General features: G+C 64.6%; 22 protein-coding genes, 1 pseudogene and 1 riboswitch. Of the genes and pseudogenes, 8 read left to right on the forward strand and 15 right to left on the reverse strand.

Annotated elements, in window-relative coordinates; genetic code table 11:
• Positions 1 to 91 precede the first annotated feature (91 nt).
• Positions 92 to 1,111 carry an ABC transporter substrate-binding protein gene (locus ACFWO3_RS10195; protein ID WP_378576817.1) on the reverse strand — a complete coding sequence of 340 codons (1,020 nt, stop codon included), beginning with the start codon at positions 1,109 to 1,111 and terminating at the stop codon, positions 92 to 94.
• A gap of 60 nt (positions 1,112 to 1,171) precedes the next feature.
• Positions 1,172 to 1,231, reverse strand: a riboswitch (cobalamin riboswitch).
• A gap of 214 nt (positions 1,232 to 1,445) precedes the next feature.
• On the opposite strand from ACFWO3_RS10195, the gene ACFWO3_RS10200 reads away from it, so the two are divergent.
• A complete protein-coding gene (locus ACFWO3_RS10200) occupies positions 1,446 to 1,661 on the forward strand; it encodes a hypothetical protein (protein WP_378576820.1) in 216 nt (71 codons plus the stop codon).
• Here the strand turns inward: ACFWO3_RS10200 and ACFWO3_RS10205 are convergent.
• Both ACFWO3_RS10205 and ACFWO3_RS10210 read right to left on the reverse strand, forming a co-directional pair.
• Entirely contained in the window at positions 1,652 to 1,882 is a 231-nt protein-coding gene (locus ACFWO3_RS10205) for a helix-turn-helix domain-containing protein (RefSeq protein WP_378576822.1), read from the reverse strand. The genes ACFWO3_RS10200 and ACFWO3_RS10205 overlap by 10 nt on opposite strands.
• Positions 1,882 to 2,538 (reverse strand): hypothetical protein, encoded by a 657-nt coding sequence (locus tag ACFWO3_RS10210; protein WP_378576825.1) that lies wholly within the window; start codon positions 2,536 to 2,538, stop codon positions 1,882 to 1,884. The genes ACFWO3_RS10205 and ACFWO3_RS10210 overlap by 1 nt, the downstream gene beginning before the upstream one ends.
• Positions 2,539 to 2,983: 445 nt before the next feature.
• Here ACFWO3_RS10210 and ACFWO3_RS10215 point away from each other — a divergent pair, with 445 nt between their 5' ends.
• The 3 genes from ACFWO3_RS10215 (at position 2,984) to ACFWO3_RS10225 (ending at position 5,153) form a co-directional block, all read left to right on the forward strand.
• Complete coding sequence (locus tag ACFWO3_RS10215) at positions 2,984 to 3,421, forward strand: CoA-binding protein (protein WP_378576827.1); 438 nt, start codon at positions 2,984 to 2,986, stop codon at positions 3,419 to 3,421.
• Positions 3,422 to 3,517: 96 nt separating this feature from the next.
• Positions 3,518 to 4,519, forward strand: coding sequence for an MBL fold metallo-hydrolase (locus ACFWO3_RS10220; RefSeq protein ID WP_378576829.1), 1,002 nt, complete (start codon positions 3,518 to 3,520; stop codon positions 4,517 to 4,519).
• Positions 4,520 to 4,631: 112 nt separating this feature from the next.
• Entirely contained in the window at positions 4,632 to 5,153 is a 522-nt protein-coding gene (locus ACFWO3_RS10225) for a pentapeptide repeat-containing protein (protein ID WP_378576832.1), read from the forward strand.
• Between the two features lie 370 nt (positions 5,154 to 5,523).
• Here ACFWO3_RS10225 and ACFWO3_RS10230 read toward each other — a convergent pair whose 3' ends face one another.
• The 5 genes and pseudogenes from ACFWO3_RS10230 to ACFWO3_RS10250 all read right to left on the reverse strand — a co-directional run bounded on the left by ACFWO3_RS10230 (position 5,524) and on the right by ACFWO3_RS10250 (position 9,630).
• Positions 5,524 to 6,060: a DsbA family protein gene (locus ACFWO3_RS10230; RefSeq protein WP_378577337.1), complete on the reverse strand. Its 537-nt coding sequence runs from the start codon at positions 6,058 to 6,060 to the stop codon at positions 5,524 to 5,526.
• A 105-nt stretch (positions 6,061 to 6,165) separates the two neighbouring features.
• Positions 6,166 to 7,364: pseudogene (gene nhaA / locus ACFWO3_RS10235) on the reverse strand (Na+/H+ antiporter NhaA); the annotation flags it as partial.
• Positions 7,365 to 7,372: 8 nt separating this feature from the next.
• Positions 7,373 to 8,071 (reverse strand): alpha/beta fold hydrolase, encoded by a 699-nt coding sequence (locus tag ACFWO3_RS10240; RefSeq protein WP_378576834.1) that lies wholly within the window; start codon positions 8,069 to 8,071, stop codon positions 7,373 to 7,375.
• Positions 8,072 to 8,119: 48 nt separating this feature from the next.
• Complete coding sequence (locus ACFWO3_RS10245; protein WP_378577339.1) at positions 8,120 to 8,626, reverse strand: O-acetyl-ADP-ribose deacetylase; 507 nt, start codon at positions 8,624 to 8,626, stop codon at positions 8,120 to 8,122.
• A 2-nt stretch (positions 8,627 to 8,628) separates the two neighbouring features.
• The gene (locus ACFWO3_RS10250) at positions 8,629 to 9,630 is read right to left on the reverse strand and encodes an ADP-ribosylglycohydrolase family protein (protein WP_378576836.1); all 1,002 of its coding nucleotides are present in this window, start codon (positions 9,628 to 9,630) and stop codon (positions 8,629 to 8,631) included.
• Positions 9,631 to 9,691: 61 nt separating this feature from the next.
• Here ACFWO3_RS10250 and ACFWO3_RS10255 point away from each other — a divergent pair, with 61 nt between their 5' ends.
• The 3 genes from ACFWO3_RS10255 (at position 9,692) to ACFWO3_RS10265 (ending at position 13,211) form a co-directional block, all read left to right on the forward strand.
• A complete protein-coding gene (locus ACFWO3_RS10255; RefSeq protein ID WP_378576839.1) occupies positions 9,692 to 10,363 on the forward strand; it encodes an NUDIX domain-containing protein in 672 nt (223 codons plus the stop codon).
• 52 nt (positions 10,364 to 10,415) lie between these two features.
• Positions 10,416 to 12,155, forward strand: a complete 1,740-nt coding sequence (locus tag ACFWO3_RS10260; protein ID WP_378576841.1) for a patatin-like phospholipase family protein — start codon at positions 10,416 to 10,418, stop codon at positions 12,153 to 12,155.
• 165 nt (positions 12,156 to 12,320) lie between these two features.
• Positions 12,321 to 13,211 (forward strand): esterase/lipase family protein, encoded by an 891-nt coding sequence (locus ACFWO3_RS10265; RefSeq protein WP_378576843.1) that lies wholly within the window; start codon positions 12,321 to 12,323, stop codon positions 13,209 to 13,211.
• Between the two features lie 3 nt (positions 13,212 to 13,214).
• Here the strand turns inward: ACFWO3_RS10265 and ACFWO3_RS10270 are convergent, their stop codons facing one another.
• The 6 genes from ACFWO3_RS10270 to ACFWO3_RS10295 form a co-directional block, all read right to left on the reverse strand.
• Positions 13,215 to 13,574 carry a hypothetical protein gene (locus ACFWO3_RS10270; protein ID WP_378576846.1) on the reverse strand — a complete coding sequence of 120 codons (360 nt, stop codon included), beginning with the start codon at positions 13,572 to 13,574 and terminating at the stop codon, positions 13,215 to 13,217.
• Positions 13,575 to 13,639: 65 nt separating this feature from the next.
• Positions 13,640 to 14,746, reverse strand: a complete 1,107-nt coding sequence (locus ACFWO3_RS10275) for a GIY-YIG nuclease family protein (protein ID WP_378576848.1) — start codon at positions 14,744 to 14,746, stop codon at positions 13,640 to 13,642.
• Positions 14,747 to 14,781: 35 nt separating this feature from the next.
• Positions 14,782 to 16,509, reverse strand: coding sequence for a dihydroxyacetone kinase family protein (locus tag ACFWO3_RS10280; protein ID WP_378576850.1), 1,728 nt, complete (start codon positions 16,507 to 16,509; stop codon positions 14,782 to 14,784).
• A 47-nt stretch (positions 16,510 to 16,556) separates the two neighbouring features.
• Complete coding sequence (locus ACFWO3_RS10285) at positions 16,557 to 17,822, reverse strand: MFS transporter (RefSeq protein ID WP_378576852.1); 1,266 nt, start codon at positions 17,820 to 17,822, stop codon at positions 16,557 to 16,559.
• Entirely contained in the window at positions 17,819 to 18,268 is a 450-nt protein-coding gene (locus tag ACFWO3_RS10290) for a MarR family winged helix-turn-helix transcriptional regulator (RefSeq protein ID WP_378576854.1), read from the reverse strand. The genes ACFWO3_RS10285 and ACFWO3_RS10290 overlap by 4 nt, the downstream gene beginning before the upstream one ends.
• 186 nt (positions 18,269 to 18,454) lie before the next feature.
• Positions 18,455 to 19,660 carry a hypothetical protein gene (locus ACFWO3_RS10295; RefSeq protein ID WP_378576856.1) on the reverse strand — a complete coding sequence of 402 codons (1,206 nt, stop codon included), beginning with the start codon at positions 19,658 to 19,660 and terminating at the stop codon, positions 18,455 to 18,457.
• Between the two features lie 129 nt (positions 19,661 to 19,789).
• Between ACFWO3_RS10295 and ACFWO3_RS10300 the strand changes: the two genes are divergently transcribed.
• A complete protein-coding gene (locus tag ACFWO3_RS10300) occupies positions 19,790 to 20,569 on the forward strand; it encodes a deoxyribonuclease IV (protein ID WP_378576858.1) in 780 nt (259 codons plus the stop codon).
• Here ACFWO3_RS10300 and ACFWO3_RS10305 read toward each other — a convergent pair.
• Positions 20,550 to 22,370 carry an AMP-dependent synthetase/ligase gene (locus ACFWO3_RS10305; protein ID WP_378577341.1) on the reverse strand — a complete coding sequence of 607 codons (1,821 nt, stop codon included), beginning with the start codon at positions 22,368 to 22,370 and terminating at the stop codon, positions 20,550 to 20,552. The genes ACFWO3_RS10300 and ACFWO3_RS10305 overlap by 20 nt on opposite strands.

The following is a 22,370-nucleotide window of genomic DNA, read 5'->3' on the forward strand; positions in this document are numbered from 1 at the left end:
AGCCGAAAACGCCTCCGCGCACCGGTGCCGGGACGGGTGGTGGGCGCAACCCGAACGTCGCGAGGTCGGGTCTTCGTGTCGACGCGGCTACTCACTCGAATGCGGACGGATGGAACTGTCGTCCGAGATGCTCGATTCCGTCGATCGAATACGGACCCGGCTGCAACTGCGACAGGGTGATCGTCGGGAAGGCCTTGTTCTTCATGGCGGGCGTCTCGGCGATGACGGGCACACTCTCGAGATCCGCGATCTTCGCCGCCACCGAGGGCGATTGATACTCGGGGGTCGTCCCCTCCTCGCGAACCAGAATGACATCGGGCGCGCGCTCGGCTACCTGCTCCCACGACACGCTCATCCAGCGCTCGGGTACGTCGCCGAAGATGTTCTCGCCGCCGGCAGCCTCGATCAGCTGAGTCGCCATGCTGTTTCCGCCCGTCGTGGCGCCGCTGTCCGTCCCCGACGCATACAGGAACACCTTGACGGGCTCCTCGTCGCCCACACGCGATCGGACCTCGTCGAGCCTCTTGCGCAGTGCATCGACGGACGCCTCGGCCCGGTCGGGTACCCGGAAGATGTCACCGATCGTGGTGATCTCCGTGAAGATGTCCTCCACCTCGACCGGACCGGTGGCACATCCCTCGGGCGTCAGGTGGGTGTCGATGCCCGCGTCGCCGAGTTGCTCACGGGTGTGCCCGTTCTTCTCGCTGAAGCCGTCCGGGTACCCCGAGTAGACGAAGTCCGGATTCACATCGATGAGCTGCTCCATCGTCGGCTGCTCTGACGACAGGATCGGCACCTGCCCGTACGGTTCCGCATAGTCCGGAGCGATCTCGCGTCCGCGCATGTAAGCAGTACCCACGATGTGGTCTTCGAGTCCGAGCTCGAGCATCGTCTCGGTGGCGTTCGACGTCAGCGACACCGCACGGTCCGGCACCGACGTGTATTCGGTGGCGATCCCGCAGTTGTCGTCCGTGTACACCTCCCCAGCCACGGCCGTCGACGCTTCCTCGTCGGTGACCGCCTCACCGCAACCTGCCAGGGTAAACACCGCGCCCAGTGACAGCAACGGCGCCAAGGCACGCCGGGATCGACTACCCGCGACTGTATTCATGTGTACTACTACCTTCCTGGGATCACGCGTCCCAGAAGTGGAGCAGCGAACAGCAAGGCACCTGGCTCACGGTCGAGACGACCGTTCACAGTGGCGGGACCGCACCGGATTCTCACCGGACTTACGCCCTTCACGCTGTCCGCTGGTGGACGTCCGGATAGTAGCCGACGACCTGTTCGTCCTGTACTGCTCTGCCTTCCCGGCGGACTGCCGCCCGTCGCCCCCGACCAATGTCACACCGGCCCGCCGCAGCTGAACATGTGTGACATCGGTCGGGTGGGGATAGCGTGGGACGGACGAGTCCTAGCGGTCGAACGACGGACAGGAGCGCACCGTGAGCACACCCATCAAGGCAGTCACTGCAGGTCTTGACGGCATTCGGTCCTGGCAGGAAGAGTTCTACAAGGACCCACACGCCAACCCGGAACTCCCGCATCAAGAGCGTCGCACCGCCGGCAAGGTGGCGGAGAAGCTGCAGCCGACTCTCGCCATCGGAACCCGATCCTTGGTGGTCGCCTCGATGGCGTGGCTGGCCGGCGATCACGAGTAGTCGACGCTGAACAGATCTCCCACGTCACACTCGAGAATCCTGCACAGAGCAGTGAGCGTCGAGAAACGGACGGCCCGGGCGCGATCGTTCTTGAGCACCGACAGGTTCGCCACACTGACACCGACCAGTTCGGACAGTCGCGCGAGAGTCATTCCCCGCGACTCCAGAAGCTGATCGAGATGGCACCTGACACCGTGCTCGATGTCGGTTCCGGGTGGCATCAGACCAGTCCGGCCTGGTCACGTGCCATCCGTGAACCGATCTTCATGATCACGGCCATCGCCGAGAACGCCATGCAGAACACGTAGATCGGCCAGAAATCCGCATTCAGCACCTCGGTGTCGACGTGTGCGTCCGGGACGTCGGCACCGATCCACCCCAGGTCGTGAGCTGCGATGTTGCCGCCCAGCTGGCGAGGAATCACCGGCAAGAACACTGCCAGGATCGATGCGATCGCGACCGCGTTGACGAGTCTCGCCGACCACAGCTCGAAGATACCGCCGCGTATGAACCGGACCACCAAGACGGCCAGAAGCCCGAGCACCACAAGGTATCCCACGGATTCGAGCAGGTCCCCTGCACGCAAGAACCCGGTGGTGACGGGCGACAGCGATTCCGTGGGCATTTGCAACGGTATGCCCGGTCCGGCCTGCACGGATGCGCCATTGGGTGCGGTGATCCACTGCGCATCGTCGTCGTACATGCGGAGTCGGGTCGATACGGTGCCGTCCCCGAGTTGACCTGTCAGATTCATGACATACCTGACGATCACCGCCACCGCCAATGCAGCGAAAACAGCCAGGGATGCCGACAGGTCACGGCGATTCTTCTTCGTGAGCCCGATGATCTCTGCGGACTCTTCCTTCGATCGAAACATGTCGCACCCCTCCATCTGGTCCATATCGATTATCGATACGGTATCGATAATCGATATGTTCCGCAAGGGGAACACGAAACCCCGCGCACCTCGCCATGAGAAGGCATCGCAGATGTCTACCTCGCCACATGAACAAACGGGCCGCCCTCGGCCGAGTCGCCGTCGCCTACGTGGTCGCCATCGCTGCAGGACTCGCGTGGCTGTTATGGGGTCCCGACACCGGCCAACTGTGGCTGGACGGACTCATTGCCGATCCGATCGCCACCGTCGTCATTTTCGGGGCGAGCCGCATCCACCGAAACCGCGCGACCGCCTCGTCGTCTTCGCCCCGAATGGACGCGAGTTCCGCTTTCCGGCATACTCGCTCGACGTTCTGCAGCGCGTCGTCGTCCACAGGGCCATCTACCGCAGCGTGCGAAAGAACCGAACGGAGTAGTTTCGGGACATGGACACGCACGAGCGAAACGAGAACTGGCAGAACCCGGACGCAGTGTCACTCATGCTCGACGACTGCAAGACCTGGGCGGTGGTCGGCCTGTCGGGAAATCCGGAGCGAACGGCCTACGAGATCGCCGAAGTCCTGCAACGTCACGGCAAGCGCATAGTCCCGATCCATCCGAGCGCCCCCACCGTTCTCGGCGAGCAGGGCTACGCCTCCCTCTCGGAGGTTCCGTTCCCGATCGACGTGGTGGATGTGTTCAGGCAGTCCGACGCCGCCGGAGAGTTCGCGGACCAAGCGGCCGCCGTGGGCGCCAAGGGTGTGTGGTTCCAGTTGGGCGTGATCGACGAAGACGCGTTTCGGCGCACCACCGACGCCGGACTCGCCATGGTCATGGACACGTGCCCCGCGATCGAATGGCGGGCTCGCGGCGAAACCCTCTGACGCCTCGCCGTCCGCAAATTCGACATTTCGCCCCACCCCGAGTAACCATGAGATCAGTGGAACGTGTTCTAGAAATGAAGCGAACGGGGTAACCGAATGAACGGTGCGGCGCCTATAGGTGACGGAATCTTCCAGATTGCGGTCCCCATCACGAACAATCCACTCGGCCACACGCTCGTCTACGCCATGGAGTCCCCCAATGGCCTGATCCTCGTCGACGCAGGGTGGGACGACGACAACGGGTGGAACGGGCTCACCGCCGGCCTGGCGGAGATCGGACACTCGGTCAAGGACGTCGAGGGCGTGGTGCTCACGCATTTCCACCCGGACCACGTGGGACTGTGCGGCCGCGTCCGTGAGGCGTCGGGCGCCTGGATCGCAATGCACCGCTCCGATTTCGACGAGTTCGAACTGATGACGGCCGCACGAGACCAGGAGTTTCTGAACTTTCATCGTCAGAACCTGATCAATGCAGGTGCCGGACCGAGCGACGTCGCCGCATTCGAACTCGCGGACGCACCACAGGCCCCGACCACCTCGGCCTCGAAACCCGACAGAATCCTGAACGACGACGAGCGCATCCCGCTCGCCGGACGTGAACTGCGCGCCGTCCACACACCTGGCCATACACCCGGCCACGTGTGCTTCCACCTCGAGGACGCCGACGTGATGTTCACCGGCGACCACGTGCTTCAGAAAACCACTCCCCACGTGGGAGCTTTCCAATACCCGATGGAAGAGCGCGACGCCCTTGCCGAGTTCCTCGCATCGCTACGCAGGATGAAGTCGATGAACATCACGAGAGGGCTGGGCGCACACGGCATACCGATAGACGACGTCGCGGCGCGATCCGACGAACTCGTCGCCCACCACGAAGAACGACTCAGCCACCTGCACGAGGCTTTCGGCGACGACGAACTCACCGTATGGCAGGTCGCCGAACGCATGAAGTGGTACAAGCCGTGGGGCGACATCTCCCCCTTGGGTAAACACATGGCCCTTGCGGAAGCTGCGGCACATCTGAGGCACCTCGTCGCACGAAACCTGGCCGTGCAGGTACCCGATCGCGCCCCCGCCGTATTCGTCCGCGTCGAATAGTCGCCTCGCTCCGAACAACTATGTGGGAAAACGACTATGTGGGAAAACGGCTCCGACACTCCCACAATTCGGCCATGATGTGGGCATGAACAAGGGGCCGAGGGGTGTACTGATGGCAGCGTCCATTGCGGCGCTCGGCGTCACCGGTGCCGGCATCTCCACCGCCGAACCTGTCAGGATCAACGACTGCACGATCGTCGCCGACCCAACTCCTACCGAGCACACCACCTGCCCCGGCGCAGATCTGACACACCACGACCTACGCGGCATCAACCTCCGGCACGCGAATCTGGAAGGTGCCGACTTTCGGGGTACGAACGTTGCGGCAGCCGATTTCACCGGGGCGAACCTTCGCAGCTCCGACATGAGCGACACGATCGCCACGAACGCCAACTTCACCGACGCCGACGGGACCCTCGTCGTCCTGTACCGCGCAAGCTTCGACGTCGGCGGAGTGCTCGTCGGCGATTTCGACATCACCACGGGCGACCATCAGGAAATTGCTCCGGAACTGCTCGAACAGATGCAGGAGATGCAGACTCCGCCGCCGACAACACCACAACTCGCGACACCACAAACTGCGCCACCCCCACCCGTGGGAACGCCCGCACCGGCTCCCGTTTCTCGCCCGTAACCCTCCCCGCACCCGTACGAATGGGACGCCCGTTCGATCCAACGGAACGGGCGTCCCATTCGTACACGGTGGGGTGGGTCAGGACAGTCCGCCGAGGGAGCCCATGCCGCCTCCGCCTCCACCACCCATCAACGGTCCGAGCACTTCGAGCAGTGCGATTACGACTTCGAGTAGCGCTGTCAGATCCATGTCCGTACCTCCGGTTGCGATATCGATCGGCTGCAATCCGTCGGTCGGGCCGGGATAGCTGCCTGAACGTTCATCGACATGAACTACCCGCCAGTTACCGCTGGTAGTGGCGTCCGGACAAAATTGGCTCCGCTGGGACGAACTTCTCGGCAACCCTTCGATCCGGTAGTACGAACGCCTACTAGCGCGCTTCCTCGAGTCGGCGGATGAGGGTTGCCGCGTCGAACGGGCCGACGTGCCGAACGAGGTCCGACGAACTGGCGCCGAGGTAGAAGGTGGGTGTGCCGCGGAAGTCGCTCGAGACGGCGTCGAGTTCGTCGTCGTCGACCCGGTGGCGCGGGCTTCCCTTGCGCATCGCTTCCTCGAACGTCTCCATGTCGAGCCCCAAGCCCTCGGCGTGCTCGTAGATTTCGTCTTCCGACAGCGCGTCACTGTTCGCGAACAGGTGGTCGTGCATCTCCCAGAACCTGCCCTGTGCGCCTGCCGCTTCACTTGCTTCGGACGCGAAGCGGGCGTGTGGGTGAACGTCGTCGAGTGGCAGGTGCCTGAACACGTACCGGATGTCGTCCCCGAATCGATTTCGGACGTCCCGGATGCTTCCGGTCGCCTTGCTGCAGAACGGGCATTCGAAGTCGCCGTACTCGACGAGTGTCAACGGTGCGTCTTCACGTCCTCGAATGTGATCGCGCTGCGGATCAACCGGCCGGAGCAATCGCATGCCTGCCTGTTCGGTGGGTGGATGGATCCGGTCGGAGATGCGGAACAGTGCCCAACCAGCCACGGTTGCGATCACTGCGGCAACGAGAACACCCACGCGCGCTTCGTTGGCGAGTTCCGGTGATTCGACGGCGAGATCCACGATGAACAGCGAGATCGTGAATCCGATTCCGGCAAGCGCCCCACCGCCTGCGATCTGCGAGAGGCTGAGGCCAGGCGGCAGACTCCCCGGGCGCACCTTCGCGAACACCGCCGTCGCGCCCGTGATTCCGACGAGCTTGCCCACCACGAGACCGAGGACGATTCCCCACGCAAGCGTGGAGGTGGCGGCATCCGCCAGAGTGTCCGGGGTGATCACCACACCTGCGTTCGCGAGGGCGAAGATCGGCACGACCAGAAACGCGGTGTACGGCTGATACAGCCGCAACAGGCGTTCGTTCATCGACACGGCCCGCACGACGCTCAACTGTGCTGCCCGCGCGTAGTCGGAACTGGGTGATTGCCGAAATGCCCTGGTCAATTCACCAGCCCGTTCGACCTCACTCCGACGCGGCGGGTAGACGGGCAGAATGAGTGCGATCAGGACGCCGGCCAACGTCGGATGGACCCCGGATTCGTAGAAGGCCAGCCAGGTTCCAGCAGCCACGACGAAGTACGCGACGCCCCGCCACACTTCGAGCCGTCGAAGTTGCAGGATGACCAGCAGACCGAGCGCACCGAACAGCAGAGGCCCGATGCGCAGGTTGTCCGTGTAGAAGAACGCGATGATCGCGAGCGCGCCGATGTCGTCGGCAACGGCCAGAGTGAGGATGAAGACCCGCAACCGTGCCGAACACCGTGGCCCGACGAGCGCGAGCGCACCCAGGACGAACGCCGTGTCGGTGGAGACAACCACACCCCACGCACTCGCCTCTTCGTCACTCGGATTGAGCACCAGGAGATGAGCGCGGGCGCCGCCAGCCCAGCGACCGCCGCGACGAGCGGAACCGCAGCCCGAGTTCGATCGGTGAGTTCACCGATCGTGAGTTCACGTTTCACTTCGAGACCGACGACGAAGAAGAACAGCGTCATCAGCGCGTCGTTCACCCAGTGCTTCAGATCGAGCGCGATGGAGTGATCACCGAGCGTGACAGTGAGGGGCGTGTGCCAGAACGCCTCGTAGGACTCCCCCAGGTTCGCCCAGACCAACGCAACCAGCGTCGCGGCAAGCAGAAATCCTGCCGACAGCTTCGCATCGTCGGAGTCTTCTCGAAAATTTGCTGTTCGCAGACCAATTCGACTCAGCCGGCTGTCCGTGTTCGTCATCGGTTCGATCAACCCGGCAGATCCGTCACGTATTCCTCCAGCAGTGCGGCCAGCTGTTCGGGCCGCGACAACGCAATCAGGTGGCCCGCGTCGACGACGTCCACGTCGACTCCCACCCGATCCCGAGCGAGTTTCTCGAGGAAGTCGAGTGGAAACAGTCGGTCGTACCGTCCCGCGACGACCCGGATGGGCACTTCCGGCCACGACTGCGCATCCCACACCGTTTCGAACGGGGTGTCCGCCATCGTCACTTCGCCGCGACCGAGCACCTCGTCGGCCACCTCCGGTGGGACGTCGTGGAAGAACAACGGGATCGGATCCATCGGCGCATCGGGGTTGCGCCCCTCTTCGACGTCGGCCGCTCGTCGTGCCGCCTCCTGACCGGTGTTCTCCCACCACTGGCCGGGCGACTCACCCGGGGCAGGCAGCATGGGCGCCACCAGCACGAGAAGATCGACCTCGATCTTCTCGCACACGATCGCCGCCGTGAACGCGGACATCGACTGCGCCACCAGAATCAAAGGCTGCGCCGTGCAGGCCGCTCCCTCCGCGACGAGGTCGGCGAACTCGTACTGACCTGCCTCCGCATCTGCGTACGGCAGGTCGACCGTGATCACCGCATGCCCGTTGTTCGACAACATCGGCGACACCCGATGCCAGTAGAACGAGTCCGAGCCCGCGCCGGGAAGCAGAACGAAAGTAGCCATACTCGAGTCTCCTTCGATCGGAATTCACCGTAACGCGGGCCCGGCGTCCTAGCCGATGACTCGGCGCATCGATTCGGCGACGTGTCGGTCGAACGCGACCAGGGTCGCCACTTCCACGCTGGTTCGGGCACCGGTCAACGCGGTGACGGCCTCGCGTACCGCCTCGTCGACGGGCCACCCGAAGGCACCTCCCGATACGAGCGGAAATGCCACCGTCGTCGCCCCGAGGGAGTCCGCAACCCTCAGACTCGTGGTGTACGCGGAGCGCAGCACGGGCGAACGGTTCTCGCGCACCGAGTATCTCGGCCCAACGGTGTGAATGACCCACCGCGCCGGGAGGTGCCCTGCAGTCGTGGCGACTGCTGCACCCTCGGCCAGCCCGTTCGGCAGCGACGTGGCTCGCAGCATCTTGCATTGCGCCAGAATGTCCGGGCCACCGGCACGATGAATAGCTCCATCCACCCCGCCACCTCCGAGAAGACCGGAGTTGGCAGCATTCACGACGGCATCCACGCGCATACGCGTGATGTCCCCCTCTACGACGTCGATGATCATGTTCACGCCTCCTTGTCGTTCGACCTGATATCGGCCTCGCACAGTTCCAGATCGGGGTGATCGTCGCGGCCACCCCACGCCGCGCGAACCGCGAGGCGAACGAGGTCCGTCGCATCCAGTCCCGGCCATCCGTGCAGCTTCCTTCGCCACCGAGCAGGGACTGCCGACGCTCCCCAACGCGCGCCGAGCAGACCGCCCGCGATCGCGGCGGTCGTATCGGTGTCGTGTCCTGCGCGCACGGCTCTTTCGAGCGCGACCGGAAGGTGTTGCGGACCCGAGTCCTCGGCCCCGGCGATGGCCCACCACGCGGTCTGCAGGGCATGGACCACCCACCCGTTGTTCGCGAAGTCTGCCGGCGTCCCCGTCTCGGCCTCGTCCAGCAACGGCCCCCAGAACTCTGCCGAATCGTCCTGTGCGACGTCGAGATACCGTCGCACGCCATCGAAGTCGCCGTGTACGACGGCATGCCGAATGGCATAGGTCCACATCGCGCACGCCTGCCCGGCCCGGACGTCGTCGTGAGTGAGGGCGCCGACCCGCACGGCTGCGTCGATACATCCGAGTTCGTCCTCCAGGAACCCCAGCGCTACCGGGGCGGTCCGCATCAACGATCCGTTGCCGCCCTTACGCCCGGAGATACTGCGCGCCCGGTCCGTCATCTCGGAACCGGAGGTGCTGCGAGCCGACAACACCGCGTGCGTCTGATTTCCGATGTCCTTGGGACCCGAGTCGTACCACCGCACGAACTGGGCGGCGACCGCATCCATCCCCCGCTGCGACCGCAGGTCGACACCTTCGGCGGCCACCTCGGCGATGGCCAGTGCCATCGAGGTGTCGTCCGTCCACTCACCGGGCGCGAACCCGAACGGGCCTCCCCCGATCATGTCGACCACTGTCTCGGGCGTCGGGTGTGTGAACTCGTAACCCGCACCGAGCGCATCCCCCGCAGCAGTGCCGAGCAGAACCCCCGCCGCACGCGCCGTCTGCTGTTCCGTAAGCCCCATGAGATCTCCTTTGCTCAATTCTGAGCTAAATAATAGATCACATCTGCGCTAAGCTGCAAGCGTGGAATGGAAAGATGCGAACGGACGCGCGCTGACCGACTACCCACGCCCTTCCGTTGCGGTGGACGTCGCCGTACTCACCGTCCACAACGATGCCGTGCAGGCATTGACGGTCCGCCACGGTGACGGCATGGCCCTACCGGGAACGTTTCTCCACCCGGGCGAAACGCTGGCCGACGCCGCGCACCGCGCATTAGGCGACAAAGCTGGGATCGGCCGAGTCCGAATCCACCAGCTGCGCATGTTCGACGACCCCGACCGAGACGATCGCGGGTGGGTGGTGTCCATGGCGCACGGTGCGACGATTCCCGCCGCCGAACTGCCCCCGAACGCCACCGTGCTCCCCTGCGACGACCCCGTAGTCGCCGACCTCGCCTTCGACCACCGCCACATGGTGGGTCTGGCGCTCGCCGACCTGCGCGAACGCTACGCACGCAGGCCCGACCCCGACCACCTGCTGGGCGACTCGTTCACCATCCTCGAGCTTCGGCGCCTCTACGAAATCGTCTTCTCCCGCCCGTTACCGAAGGATTCGTTCCGGAGGCACGTGATCGAGGGACTCGTCAGCACGGGCGAGACGTCCAGCATCGGAGGCGGACGACCTGCGGAAACGTTCCGCAGGTGTGATCTGAACGAACTCCCACGAAGCGCCGCGGCACTGTTCACAGAGTGACAGGCGTCACGCGAACGGCAATCCGACCGATCCGTTGCGGCACACTGACAACGTGAAGGCACGCGCGTACGACGACACCCAGGACCCCCTCGAGGACGACCTCGACCTCGGGTCCACGGATCTCGATGCCGAACTCGCACACGAACTCGGCACCCCGGAACAGGCGGACGTCGAACTCCCCAACCAAGATGCGGTCCTTTCCCTGCAACGAATGGAAGCCGCACTCGTCAGAGCCGACCTCGAGCATCCCGACGTCCTGACCCGCGAGGAATACCGGCGACTGCGGTACATCATCGGATTCGCCCGTCTCACGGTGTTCGAGCCCGGCGCTGCCGGCCCCGACGGCAGTCGTGGTCGTCCGGATGTGGATGTCGGCCTGGAAATCGCCGCCTTCCGTCGTCGCGTGGTGGACGCCCTGCACGACCCGCTGCGCAACGAGCGGAAGCTGCAGAAACGCCTCGTTGCCGCCAAACGCATTCTCCCGAGCCTCGTCGAACCGCTCGAAGACGAACGACGCGCCGTCGCCGACCGCCACACATCCGACTTCTCCCTCGTCGAACTCGATTCCGAGGTGTGCTACAAGGCGTTGGTCTGCTCGCTCGGAGGTGGCGGCGGCGCCGGATACGTGTACCTGGGCGGCATGAAACGCATCATCGACCAGGGACTCACCCCGGCGTACATCCTCACGACATCGATCGGCGCGATCGTCGGAAGCGTCACCGCACGCACCCTCCCAATCCCCGTCGACGAATACATCGACTGGGCCAAAACCGTCAGTTACGGCGGCATCCTGGGCCCGGCCCGACTCGGCAACAGGCAGCACGGTCTCGGGGGCGTCTTCTCCCTGACCTTCGACGACTTCGCCGACGACCTCTTCCGCTGTGAAGACGGATCACCCATGACGTTGGCCGACCTGTCGATTCCCTTCGAGACGGTGGTTGCCGGGGTTCGGCGCCAGTCCTTCGATCGGCTACCGGCACGACTGCGCAGCCAGGAAAACGCGACCACGCGGATGCGGTCACTTCCCACGACCGGAGCAGGTCTGGGTCGCCAGGTGGGCCTCGGAATCTGGCAGGCGTCCGCTTTCATCGACCGCCAACTGGTCAAGCCGATAATCCTCGGCTCCGACGACCTGACCTCGAAACTCAACGTCGTCGATGCCGCGAGTTTCTCGGCATCGATCCCGGGCGTCCTGCACCACGAGACCCGCGACCCGAACATGACGCCGATCCTCGACGAACTGTTCGAGCAGAAGGACGTCGCCGCACTGTTCGACGGTTTCGCCGCAGGCAACGTGCCCGTCGAAATGGCTTGGCGCAGAGTCCAGGACGGACGTCTCGGTACTCGCAACGCGTGCTACTACGCCTGGGACTGCTTCCATCCTCAATGGGGCCCGAAGCACCTCTTTCTGCAACCCCTCACGCAGGCCGTGCGAATCCAGATGGTGCGCAACGCGCCGTTCGCCGACCAGATCGTCCGATTCCGGCCCACGTTGTCGGCGTTGAACATCGCGCCGTCGCCGCGAGCACTGGACCGGGCCGTGCACTGGGGCGGCAATTCCGTCGAGGAATCGCTGCCGATGATCGAGCACCTCGTCGAACCGTTCTGGTGGGAAGGGTCGGGTCCGCCGCGCGTGGAGAAGTTCGACATTCCTGTCGAGGAACGAGATCCCACTCCCCCGGCGCGTTCGATGCGTCTCGTGCTTCGGCGGGCTCGCGACCGGGTGCGCATCGCCACGATGCGCGGTCACCGGCGCAGGATCAGGGCACAGAAGGTGCGCCAGCGGGCGTAACACTTCTTCGTGACGACAACGTGATCACGTCGACACCCATTACTTCCCCGAAGTAAGTCCATCGGCTGTACCGTCGCGGTAAGTACATCATTTGCCGAAAGGTAGCCGATGAACTCCACCGCACTTCGCACTTGCAGTCTCCGAGCCGGAATCCTTGCTACCACCATGACAATTGCACTTGTCGGCGCACAGAATGCCAGTGCCGATGTGCCGTTGCCACCGGAGATCGTCACACTCGTCGGCACCCCGGACGGGCACGCCGAGGGTTCCAACGACTGGACCTGCACCCCCTCCCCCGAACACCCCGATCCAGTCGTGCTGGTCCACGGCACGTCACAGAACAGACAGAACGACTGGTCGACCCTCTCACCTGTCCTGAAAGCAGAGGGATACTGCATCTTCGCGCTCACCTACGGAAACTTTCCCGACCTGCCGTGGCCTCTGAACGCAGTCGGCGGGCTCGGATCGATGGAAGACAGTGCGAGACAACTCGCCTCGTTCGTCGACGACGTGCTGGCGTCCACCGGCGCAGACAAGGTCGACCTGGTGGGGCACTCGCAGGGAACCCTGATGCCCGCCAAGTACGTTCGCGAGCAAGGCGGAAACACGAAGGTGGACAAATACATCTCGATGGCGCCGATGTGGGCCGGAAGTCACCGTCCGCCGTACGAACAGATCATCCAGGTCGCCGATCGCACCGGCCAACGAGACATGTTCGAGCAGGTGGTCCGCACAGCTGGTTGCGGATCATGCCCCGAGCTGATCGCAGGTTCGTCGTGGTACGAGTCGTTCGGCGCAGACGGCCCCTACGCCGATGGCGTCGAGTACACCAATATCGTGACCGTCCACGACAACGTCGTGGTGCCGTACACCAGCGGAATCCGAGAGGCACCCAACGCCGAGAACATAGTTCTACAGGACCGATGCCCCCTCGACCTCGTCGAACACGAAGACATCGTCGACGACCCGATCGCCGGCGTTCACGTTCTCAATGCGCTCGACCCCAGCCATCCCCGACAGGTGCCGTGCTTCCCGGTACCTGCAGAACTCGACTGACCGTCAGGGCTCGTTGCCCGAATCGTCGCCGGAATCGGGGTTCGGTGAGTCCTCGCCGCCCTCGTCCCCGCTGTAGATCGCCGGCTGCGGGTAGCCGTCCTCCGGTCCGTCGCACCAGTTGTCGTACTGGTTGTACGGGTCCATGCCCCATTCCGGGATGTTGGGCTCGTACGGTTCCGCCCAGTCGTCACAACCCGACGGACCGTACGGGGCAAAGCCCGGTGGTAACGGTGCGACGTTGTCGGGCGCCCGAACCGAAACCGTCAAATCTTCTAGCGCGTCCGCCGAAGCGACGCCAGGTAGAACCATGCCGAACGCTGCCGCGACAACTCCAACGGCGGCCAATCGTGCGTTGACCTTCATCACTGCCTCGCCTTCGTGCGAATACTTTGCCGTTCGGCTGTACCCACACTGACAACGATGAAACGTCAGCGCCCGGGCCGCGCGTGCGTGAGGTGCGGCGCCCATCCGTGCGCCGGCCAGCGCTTCAACCCGACCCGGTCCGGGGTGACACGCTTGTTCACGAACTGCGCCTCGAGGTCGGCGTCCACGTCACCCGTGAATCGCCACAGCGGGGTATCGGCCGACCGGGAGGCGATGTCCCAGGACTTCGCCCGGTACACGGCACGAACAATGTTGTCCGCGAACACGATAACCGGGAGATCGGCTGTTCCGCGGACCGCCGTACCTGCGGGCCAATCTTCGCGCGCTGCAGCGTAGATGGACTCCGGCGAAGCTCGGCGTTCACCCGCATGCTTCACCTCGAGGAGCAGACACGGCGTCGGCAGGGTGGGGACCCGCTCGGCCGAGTACTGCAACGCGAGGTCCTCGATGCGCACCGCTTTCTCGTCCACCGTGCCCAGCAAGTTGGTCAGCGTGGGTCGGTCCCCGCTCTCGAGCAGACCGAACCCGGCGACGAGCACGTTCACCCGGTCGGCCGCCGATCCCGAGTCCTCGATGTCGTGTGCCACGACGTAGTGCTCCACTTCGTGGCCCGAGTCGTAGATGTCGCGGATGCGGGAGATCACCGTCTCGCGAACCTCGGCGGAGTCGGTTTCGGGGTCGGTGAGAACCTGGCGCTTCTCGTTCTCTTCCAGCGCCGCCCACACGTGCCCGAACACCCTGTTTCCCGTCCCGGAACCCACGTGGAAAACCCGGCGACTGCGCGGATCGAGCAGTGCGAACACGTACCGCCCCAACTCCGCCGTCACCGTGTCCGGCAACGGCTGCGGCGACGGCCGGGTCAGATGCACGGGAGTCACCACCAGACGCAGCGCCGCCAGTTTCAAGCCCACCGGCACGCCCAGCCCATCACCGATTCCATCGAACAACGCGGTCGACGCCGCCTGCACGGAGGTGTACGTCTCACCGACGTGTCGCTGCAGAGACTTGGTGACGTCCGCGAACTGCGCGAGTCGAATCTTCGGGTCGGCGGACGCATTCGGCTGGTCGTTGGATGAGAGAAACGCCTGAACCTCGGCGGAGTCGAGCCAACGCGGAAGAATGTCGAGGGGAACTGTCCAGACGGTAGCCATGAGCAAACTCTATGCGGTCGGACACCGAAGCCACGTCATTGCCGCCCTCCCGGCTGCAAGTACGCAGCGCGTGCCGCCTCGAAGAACCAGGACATGACGAGCGCGCCCGGGTCGACGACACCGCGTGAAGCGTCACCGACGTAACTGGCACGCCCGCGCCGGGCAACGATGTCACCCGTGCCTTGCGCTCCCGCAGCGCCCGCAACGGCAGCCTGCTCCAGCGCCTCCGCGAGTGAGGAATTCGCACTCTCCAATGCTTCGACTGCCGGGGCGATGGCATCGATCATCGTCTTGTCGCCAGGACGTGCCCCTCCGAGATCGGTGATGGCATCCATACCTGCGCGCGTCGCGGCCGACAAATTCGGCAGGTCGAGACCCTCCGGATTGTCAGCGGCCGCAACGAACAGCTGCCTGAACCAGATACCGAACAGGGCTCCCGAGGTACCACCGGCGTGGCCGAGATACGCATCGGACACCGTCTCGAAAACCGTGGGAAATGCATAACCCGCGCGGACCTTTCGGACGTCGACGTGTTCGAGGGCAGCAAGCATGTTGGTGCCGAAGTCGCCGTCACCGGCCCGCCGATCCAGGTCGGTGAGGTGTGGTTCTTCCGCCAACACCTTCTCCACCCAGTCACCGACCCAACGCCCCACCGCGGGGCGGCCCAGCACGCTGTCGGTATCGCATGCGGACTCGTCGCTCTCCTCGTCTGCCATCGGCGCGACGAACCCGACACTGTCCGGCACACCGTCGAAGTGTCGACCAGGCGAGTTCGGCCACCCGGGCACCGCCGTCGGCGCATCCCACAGTTCGAGCAACTCGGGGTCCGTCCGCACCAACGTGATCGAGGCACCGTCCATGTCGAGGGCAGTCACGAAACTGCCGACCAGCGAACGTTCGACTCCGATGCCTATTCCGGCCAAAGCGCTTGCGGCTTCGGCGAACAGCACGTTCAAGTACAGCGGGTGTGTGGCGCCCAGCCCATTGACGATCAGGATCACCCGCTCGCCGGAATCGAGCCCGAGCGCATCGACGATCGGGGCGAGCAACCGTTCCACCAATTCGGACGCGGGCATGTCCGGCACTCGTTCGGTGCCGCGTTCGCCGTGAATGCCGATCCCCAGTTCGATCTCCCCGGCCGGCAGGTCGAAGGAAGGCTCGTCCGCACCGGGTAGGGTGCAAGCCCGAAGAGCAACGGCCATGCTGCGCGCGTTGCGGGCAGTTCGCCATCCGAAATCGGCGACGGTAGCCAGATCGTCGCCCCTTTCCGCAGCGGCCCCACAGATCTTCTCGACGGCGATGGTCGCAGCGGTGCCACGTCGCCCGGGACCGTCCTCGCTATCCGATGCAACGTCGTCGTCGACGAGTACCTGTTCGACGTCGATGCCGTCCTCCGCCACCAACTTCTCGGCGATCGAGAAATTGAGGACGTCGCCGGTGTAGTTCTTCACGATGTGGACGACTCCGGCGCCTGCGTCCACCGCACGAGTTGCGGCACGAACCTGCAAGGCGTTGGGCGACGTGAACACCAGCCCCGGGCAGGCGCCCGTCAGCATTCCCTGTCCGATGAATCCCACGTGCAAGGGTTCGTGCCCGGATCCGCCGCCCGACAACAGGGCGACCTGACCGGGGGCAATCGGATCACGTCTCGTCAAGTAGCCGGGCTCCGAGTGCCACGCCAGATCGGCGGCGGCCGCCACGGCCCCACGGATCGCATCGACGACGAAGGTCTTCGGAGAATTCAAGAACTGTGGTTCGGCCATGAGCCCAGGCTATGGGAGGCGCAGGGATGCGTCAGCGGCATTCGGCGTCATCGGCATTCGGCGGGCTCGTCGACCTGCTCCGTCTGCCGGCGCACAGCGCGCCGATCACGTCCGAGGATGAAGAGTCCCATCACCGCGGCAACGAAGCACGCCGACGCACCGAGCGCGAGTCCCGCTCGGCCGCCCCACTCCTCACTGACCCATCCGGCGACCGGCCCGCCGATCGCGGTCGAGCCCATGAAGGCCACCGAGAACAGCGCCATCACCCGGCCGCGCATGTTGGGTGCCGCCTCGAGCTGCAGAGAACTGTTCGTAGTGGAGGTGAAGGCGGTGCTGAGTGCGCCGACGAACACCATGACGGCGATCAACACGCCCAAGGAGGGCGACACGGCGGCGGCCGCCATGAGAACACCGAACGCGAGAGCTGTGAAGACCATGGGGCGAACACCGGTCCTACCCCACGTTGCCACGGCCAAACCGCCGAGTACTGCTCCCACACCCATTGCGGCTGTGAGGAAACCGTAGGCATCCGCGCCGCCCTGGAACACCTTCTCGGCGACAACGGGTAGGACCACCTGGAACTCGAATGTCAAGCAGCCCACGAGTGCCATCATCATCAGCGGTACTGCCAGGCCGGGACTACGGCGAATGTATGCAAGTCCTTCGCGCAATTGTCCCCTCGCGCGCCCGGTGGACGGCGACGGCCGCAACTCGGAAACGTTCAGACGCATCAAAGAAGCGACGACGGCGACGAAGCTGGCGGCATTCAGCATGAAGCAGAAGCCCAGACCACCCGCGGCGATGACGATGCCGGCAACAGCTGGGCCGACCGTGCGCGCGGCACTGGCAAGCACCGACTGCAGACTCACGGCATTGCGCAGGTTCTCCGTCCCCACCATCTCGAGCAGAAACGACTGCCGAGCGGGCTGTTCGAAGCAGTTGTTGAGTCCCAGGAGCACCGCGAGTGTGTACACGTGCCAGAGCTCGACCGCGCCGGTGATGGTCAGCGTTCCGAGTACGAACGCGAGCACACCCATCATGGTCTGCAGGCCGATCATCAAGCGCCGCTTGTCCACTCGGTCGGCGATGACACCGCCGTACGGACCGAGGAGCAGAATCGGCACCGTCTGCAGCGCAACGACGGTTCCCACCGCCGTACCCGACCCCGTCAGCTGCAGTACGAGCCACGACTGCGCGATCGTCTGCATCCACGTGCCGATCAGGGAGACGGCCTGACCACCGATGTAGCGTCGAAAGTTGGGGACGGCGAGCGCCGCGAACGTGTGTTCACGGAGCGTTCCTGCCATCGTCATTGCCGATCACTGTCCGCGACGTCGCCGGAGATGCTCCGGGATGGATACTTCGCCAATTCCTCGGACAGCGCCTCGAGCGCACCGAGTGCCTCGAGCAAGGTGGCGGCCTGACCGTCCGGAAGCCGGTTCAGGCGGTCTTCGAGTAGCGCGGTGCGCTTGGCACGCAACCGCAGGAAGAGTTCGCCTCCCGAATCGGTCACCTGGACGTTCACGGCGCGCTTGTCGTAGGAGTCGGCGGTACGAACGATCAGATCCGCGGACTCGAGTTTGCCGAGCATTCGAGAAAGCATCGTCGGGTTGATGCCCTCGATCTCCGCCAGCTCCCGCACACCGAGCGGGCCTCGCCGAGCAGCAGTGGACAGAATCGAGAATTGGGTCCGGGTCAACCCCTCCTCTGCCGAGTGCCGATCGATGTGGCGGGCGATGCGACCGAGCGCGACTCTCATTCGGGCCACGTCGTCATCTGTGAAAAGGTGCTGCATTCGCCTCCTCAATTTATTTGCCTATCGGCAAGCATATACCCGCAGTCAACCTCTCTTCCCCCTGACGAATGTCACACCGGTTCGCCTGAGGCGAACCGGTGTGACATTCGTCGGGGGATGTTCGTCGGGGGAACGGGGCGATCTCGGCCCTCAGCCCTCTCGCTCACCTGAGTCGGACCATGCGGTCAGCGCAGCGATGTCCCCGTACAACGCATTCTGATAGGTGCCGAGCAGTTCGTCGACGCCGGTGAACTGATCGCCTACGAAGTGGGTGTTCTCCGCCGACAGCTCCCGATTGCCCGACCGTGCGATCAGGTCGTCGATACGGCTGTCCAGGCTCATCGTGCGGCGTACCGCGCTGACCGAACGCAGCTGCACTTCGGCCTGGCCGACCAGGTCACCGATCCGGGCCAATGCCGCCACCCGATCGACGAGTTGGTCCCACACGGGACGCAACGCGAGCTGCCGAGACCGGATCTGTTCGCGGGCGGCATCTCCGTGGGCACTCCGATCGGCGTCTGCCAATTCCGCAGTGATGGCCCGGAGCGCGATCGCATCCACCGCGATCTGAGTCAGTTCCTGGGCCAGATCCAGCTGATGACGTTGAATCGCGAAGTGCTCGGAGTGCCACGTCGCCGAACCGTCGACGCGGTCGTACAGCATTCCCGCGAGGAACAGCAACGTGTCGTACGGGTCGGCGAACTCGTCGTGTTCCGGATCGGTGCCGCGACCGATCACTCCGGCCACTCGGCGCCCCAGCCCCGCCACCGCACCGGTCCCCGAGAGATCGGCCAACCGATCCGCCGCGGTATTACGCACCAGATTTCCGGCTTCGGACAGCCAACGGCCACCACTGGGCGCAGGGGTGCGCTGCAAAGCCGCGAACAATGCATCCCGCTGCTGCGGATCGAGATGCACACCCTGGCGACGGTCTCGCCGGATCTGCCGCACGCCGGACGCATAGTGACTGTTCGAGTGGACCACGGCCGCCCGCATGGTTCGCAGCTTCTTCGCAAGCTCCGTGGCGCGATACTTGAACACCAACTGGGCGGGGCCTGGCTTCATCGCATCGACCTTGCGCGCAACCTCGCCGTACTCGTCCGAAATGCCACGAAGCACACCGAAACCCCCGATCGACGGAATCGTCTTGCCGGCCCGTCGGCGAGCGGCGAGAACCTCACGAGTCTGCTGATCGAGGTAGCCACTCGCCACCAGGACCGCAGCGTCATCCGACAACTGCTCGTGCCGGCCGTCGATACGAGAGTCCTCGCACCACGCCCGTACCTGCCCGGAAACGCGCGCACGACGTTCCTCGACCGTCTCGAAATCGGACGGTCGTCGCGGTGTGTCCGACATCGGGCCTCCTGAGAATCTTCGCACTCCACTGTTCCAGAAAATTCGGACATGCGCCGCTATCTGCATCTTCGATGTCCTCGAGGTGACGAAGTGCCACCCCATCCCACCTCGAGCCCTACCCTTGGACACATGCGCATAGGGGCACACGTACGCCAGGACGACAACCCGATCGGGCACGGCGAGGAACTCGGCGCGGACATCGTCCAGCTGTTCGTCACCGATCCGCAGAAATGGAACAAGCCAGATCCGCACCCGCGTGCCGAACAGATACTCGCCAGCCCGATCGACGTGGTGGTGCATTCGTCCTACGTGATCAACGTGGCGAGTCTGAACAACCGACTCCGCATGCCGTCGCGAAAGGCTGTGTCCGAGCAGGCGCAGGCCGCCGCGGACATCGGCGCGATCGGGCTCGTGGTGCACGGCGGGCACGTCCGACAGGGCGAAGACCCGGCAGAGGGAATCTCCAACTGGCGCAAGCTCTTCACACGCCAAGCCGACAAGGGCGGGTTCCCGGTACCGATCCTGATCGAAAACACCGCAGGCGGCGATGCCGCGATGGCCCGCTACTTCGATGACATCGGACGTCTGTGGGACGCCGTGGGCGACCTCGGTGCGGGCTTCTGCCTCGACACCTGCCATGCCTGGGCTGCCGGTGAGGACCTCGTCGGTGTCGTCGAGAGAATCAAGGCGATCACCGGCCGGATCGACCTCGTACACCTCAACAATTCGCGGGACGAGTTCGATTCTGCGCGGGACCGGCACGCGAACATCGCGGACGGCACCATCGACTCCGAACTCCTCGCCGAAGTGGTGCGCACCGCGCAGGCTCCCGTGATCCTCGAAACACCGGCCGGGGGCATGGCCGAGGACCTCGCCTACCTGCGCGAGGTCACCGCCGGTCAGCCGTAGATGCGGCCTCCGCGTACAAGCTCTCGATCTCGTCGGCGAAGTGCTCGGTGACCACGCCACGCTTCACCTTCAACGTAGCGGTGAGTTCGCCGTCCGCCTCGGTGAGATCACGTCCCAACAGAACGAACTTCTTGATCGACTCGGTGTGTGACACCTGAGAGTTCGCGTCGTCGACTGCCCGCTGCAACTCTGCCCGCAGTTCCTCGTCGTCCTGCAAATCTGCCGGGGTCGCGTCGGAACTCTTGCCGTGCGCCGACTTCCACTTGTCGAACTCGCCGTCGTCGAGAGTGAGCAGCACGCCGACGAACGGACGCCCGTCCCCCACCACGACCGCCTGCGACACGATCGAATGCGAACGAATGCGATCCTCGAGTGGCCCCGGAGATATGTTCTTGCCTCCGGCCGTCACGAGCAGGTCCTTCTTGCGACCGGTGATCGTGACGTATCCCTTGTCGTCGATGTCACCGAGATCGCCTGTGCGGAACCACCCCTCGTGAAGCGATTCCGCAGTGGCCTTCTCGTTTCGCCAGTAGCCGTCGAACACGACGGGACCACGCAGTTCGAGTTCGCCGTCCTCGGCCACTCGGACGCTGTTTCCACCGAGCGGCTTGCCGACGGTGCCGATCTTCTGCTCGCCGGGCACGTTGACGGTGTGTGCGGCGGTGGATTCGGTGAGTCCGTAACCCTCGTACACGGGAACGCCCATGCCGCGGAAGAAGTGCGCGAGGCTCGGAACGAGAGCACCACCGCCCGAGATCGCCCACCAGCAGTCGCCGCCGAGCGCAGCCCTGAGCTTCGAGTACACCAACTTGTCGGCGACCGCATGCTTCACCTTCAGGACCGCCGACGGCCCTCCGTGATCCTGCGCTTCGCTGTACGCGACGGCGGTGGATTCGGCGAACTCGAAAATCTTCTTCTTCAGCGCACCACCCTGAGCCGCCTGCTTGGCCGCACCGTCTCGGACCTTCTCGAACACACGGGGCACACCGAGGATGGTGTTGGGCGCGAATCGCTCGAACTGCCCGGTGACGGTACCGAAGTCGGACCAATGAGCCTGTGTGGCCCCGGCCTCGAACATGGCGAGCGACACGGCGCGCGCAAGAACGTGCGCGAGAGGAAGGAACGTGAGCGCCCGGCTACCCGGACGTGCGACGTCCCCGATCGGGGCGGCGAGCAGTGCGCGCACCTCCGACAGGAAGTTTCGATGGGTGAGAACGCAACCCTTGGGACGCCCGGTGGTCCCGGACGTGTACACCAGCGACGCGAGATCGGAGGCGGTGAGCGCAACGATGCGTTTGAAGACCTCGGAATCGTCAACGGCCAGGCCCTCCTTGATGAGGGTCCCCACTGCGTCCTCGTCGATCGTTAGGGTTCGCTTCAGGGTGTACGGCAGTCCGTCACCGTCGAAGTTCTTCGCGTTCTCGGGCGTTTCGACCACGGCGGCAACTGCGCCCGAATCTTCGATGATCCAACGAATCTGGTCCTTGGACGAGGAGTCGTAGATTGGAACCGACGCGGCTCCCGCCGCCCAGATGGCGTAGTCGAACAAAGACCATTCGAAGCGGGTTGCCGACAACAGTGCGATCCGATCGCCCGCTTCCACGCCGCTGGCGATGAAGCCCTTCGCCACGCCGATGACGAGTGCGGCGAAGTCCTTGGCATTCACGTCGACCCAGCCGTCCTCCTCCGGACGCGAATACAGGATCCGATCCGGGTGATCGTCGGCTTGGGAGAACACGGTGAGAACTGCGTTCTCGTGGTCTTCCACGGTAAATGTCTCCGGGCTCGTGTATTCGCGCAC

This window comes from Rhodococcus sp. NPDC058521 (assembly GCF_042719695.1).
Taxonomy (GTDB): Bacteria; Actinomycetota; Actinomycetes; order Mycobacteriales; family Mycobacteriaceae; genus Rhodococcus_F.

Bases quoted from the DNA above. Each gene is read 5' to 3' on its own strand.
- ACFWO3_RS10195 (WP_378576817.1), bottom strand. From the start codon at position 1,111: ATGAATACAGTCGCGGGTAGTCGATCCCGGCGTGCCTTGGCGCCGTTG.
- ACFWO3_RS10205 (WP_378576822.1), bottom strand. From the start codon at position 1,882: ATGCCACCCGGAACCGACATCGAGCACGGTGTCAGGTGCCATCTCGAT.
- ACFWO3_RS10210 (WP_378576825.1), bottom strand. From the start codon at position 2,538: ATGTTTCGATCGAAGGAAGAGTCCGCAGAGATCATCGGGCTCACGAAG.
- ACFWO3_RS10215 (WP_378576827.1), top strand. From the start codon at position 2,984: ATGGACACGCACGAGCGAAACGAGAACTGGCAGAACCCGGACGCAGTG.
- ACFWO3_RS10220 (WP_378576829.1), top strand. From the start codon at position 3,518: ATGAACGGTGCGGCGCCTATAGGTGACGGAATCTTCCAGATTGCGGTC.
- ACFWO3_RS10225 (WP_378576832.1), top strand. From the start codon at position 4,632: ATGGCAGCGTCCATTGCGGCGCTCGGCGTCACCGGTGCCGGCATCTCC.
- ACFWO3_RS10230 (WP_378577337.1), bottom strand. From the start codon at position 6,060: ATGCGATTGCTCCGGCCGGTTGATCCGCAGCGCGATCACATTCGAGGA.
- ACFWO3_RS10240 (WP_378576834.1), bottom strand. From the start codon at position 8,071: ATGGCTACTTTCGTTCTGCTTCCCGGCGCGGGCTCGGACTCGTTCTAC.
- ACFWO3_RS10245 (WP_378577339.1), bottom strand. From the start codon at position 8,626: ATGATCATCGACGTCGTAGAGGGGGACATCACGCGTATGCGCGTGGAT.
- ACFWO3_RS10250 (WP_378576836.1), bottom strand. From the start codon at position 9,630: ATGGGGCTTACGGAACAGCAGACGGCGCGTGCGGCGGGGGTTCTGCTC.
- ACFWO3_RS10265 (WP_378576843.1), top strand. From the start codon at position 12,321: ATGACAATTGCACTTGTCGGCGCACAGAATGCCAGTGCCGATGTGCCG.
- ACFWO3_RS10270 (WP_378576846.1), bottom strand. From the start codon at position 13,574: ATGAAGGTCAACGCACGATTGGCCGCCGTTGGAGTTGTCGCGGCAGCG.
- ACFWO3_RS10275 (WP_378576848.1), bottom strand. From the start codon at position 14,746: ATGGCTACCGTCTGGACAGTTCCCCTCGACATTCTTCCGCGTTGGCTC.
- ACFWO3_RS10280 (WP_378576850.1), bottom strand. From the start codon at position 16,509: ATGGCCGAACCACAGTTCTTGAATTCTCCGAAGACCTTCGTCGTCGAT.
- ACFWO3_RS10285 (WP_378576852.1), bottom strand. From the start codon at position 17,822: ATGACGATGGCAGGAACGCTCCGTGAACACACGTTCGCGGCGCTCGCC.
- ACFWO3_RS10290 (WP_378576854.1), bottom strand. From the start codon at position 18,268: ATGAGAGTCGCGCTCGGTCGCATCGCCCGCCACATCGATCGGCACTCG.
- ACFWO3_RS10295 (WP_378576856.1), bottom strand. From the start codon at position 19,660: ATGTCGGACACACCGCGACGACCGTCCGATTTCGAGACGGTCGAGGAA.
- ACFWO3_RS10300 (WP_378576858.1), top strand. From the start codon at position 19,790: ATGCGCATAGGGGCACACGTACGCCAGGACGACAACCCGATCGGGCAC.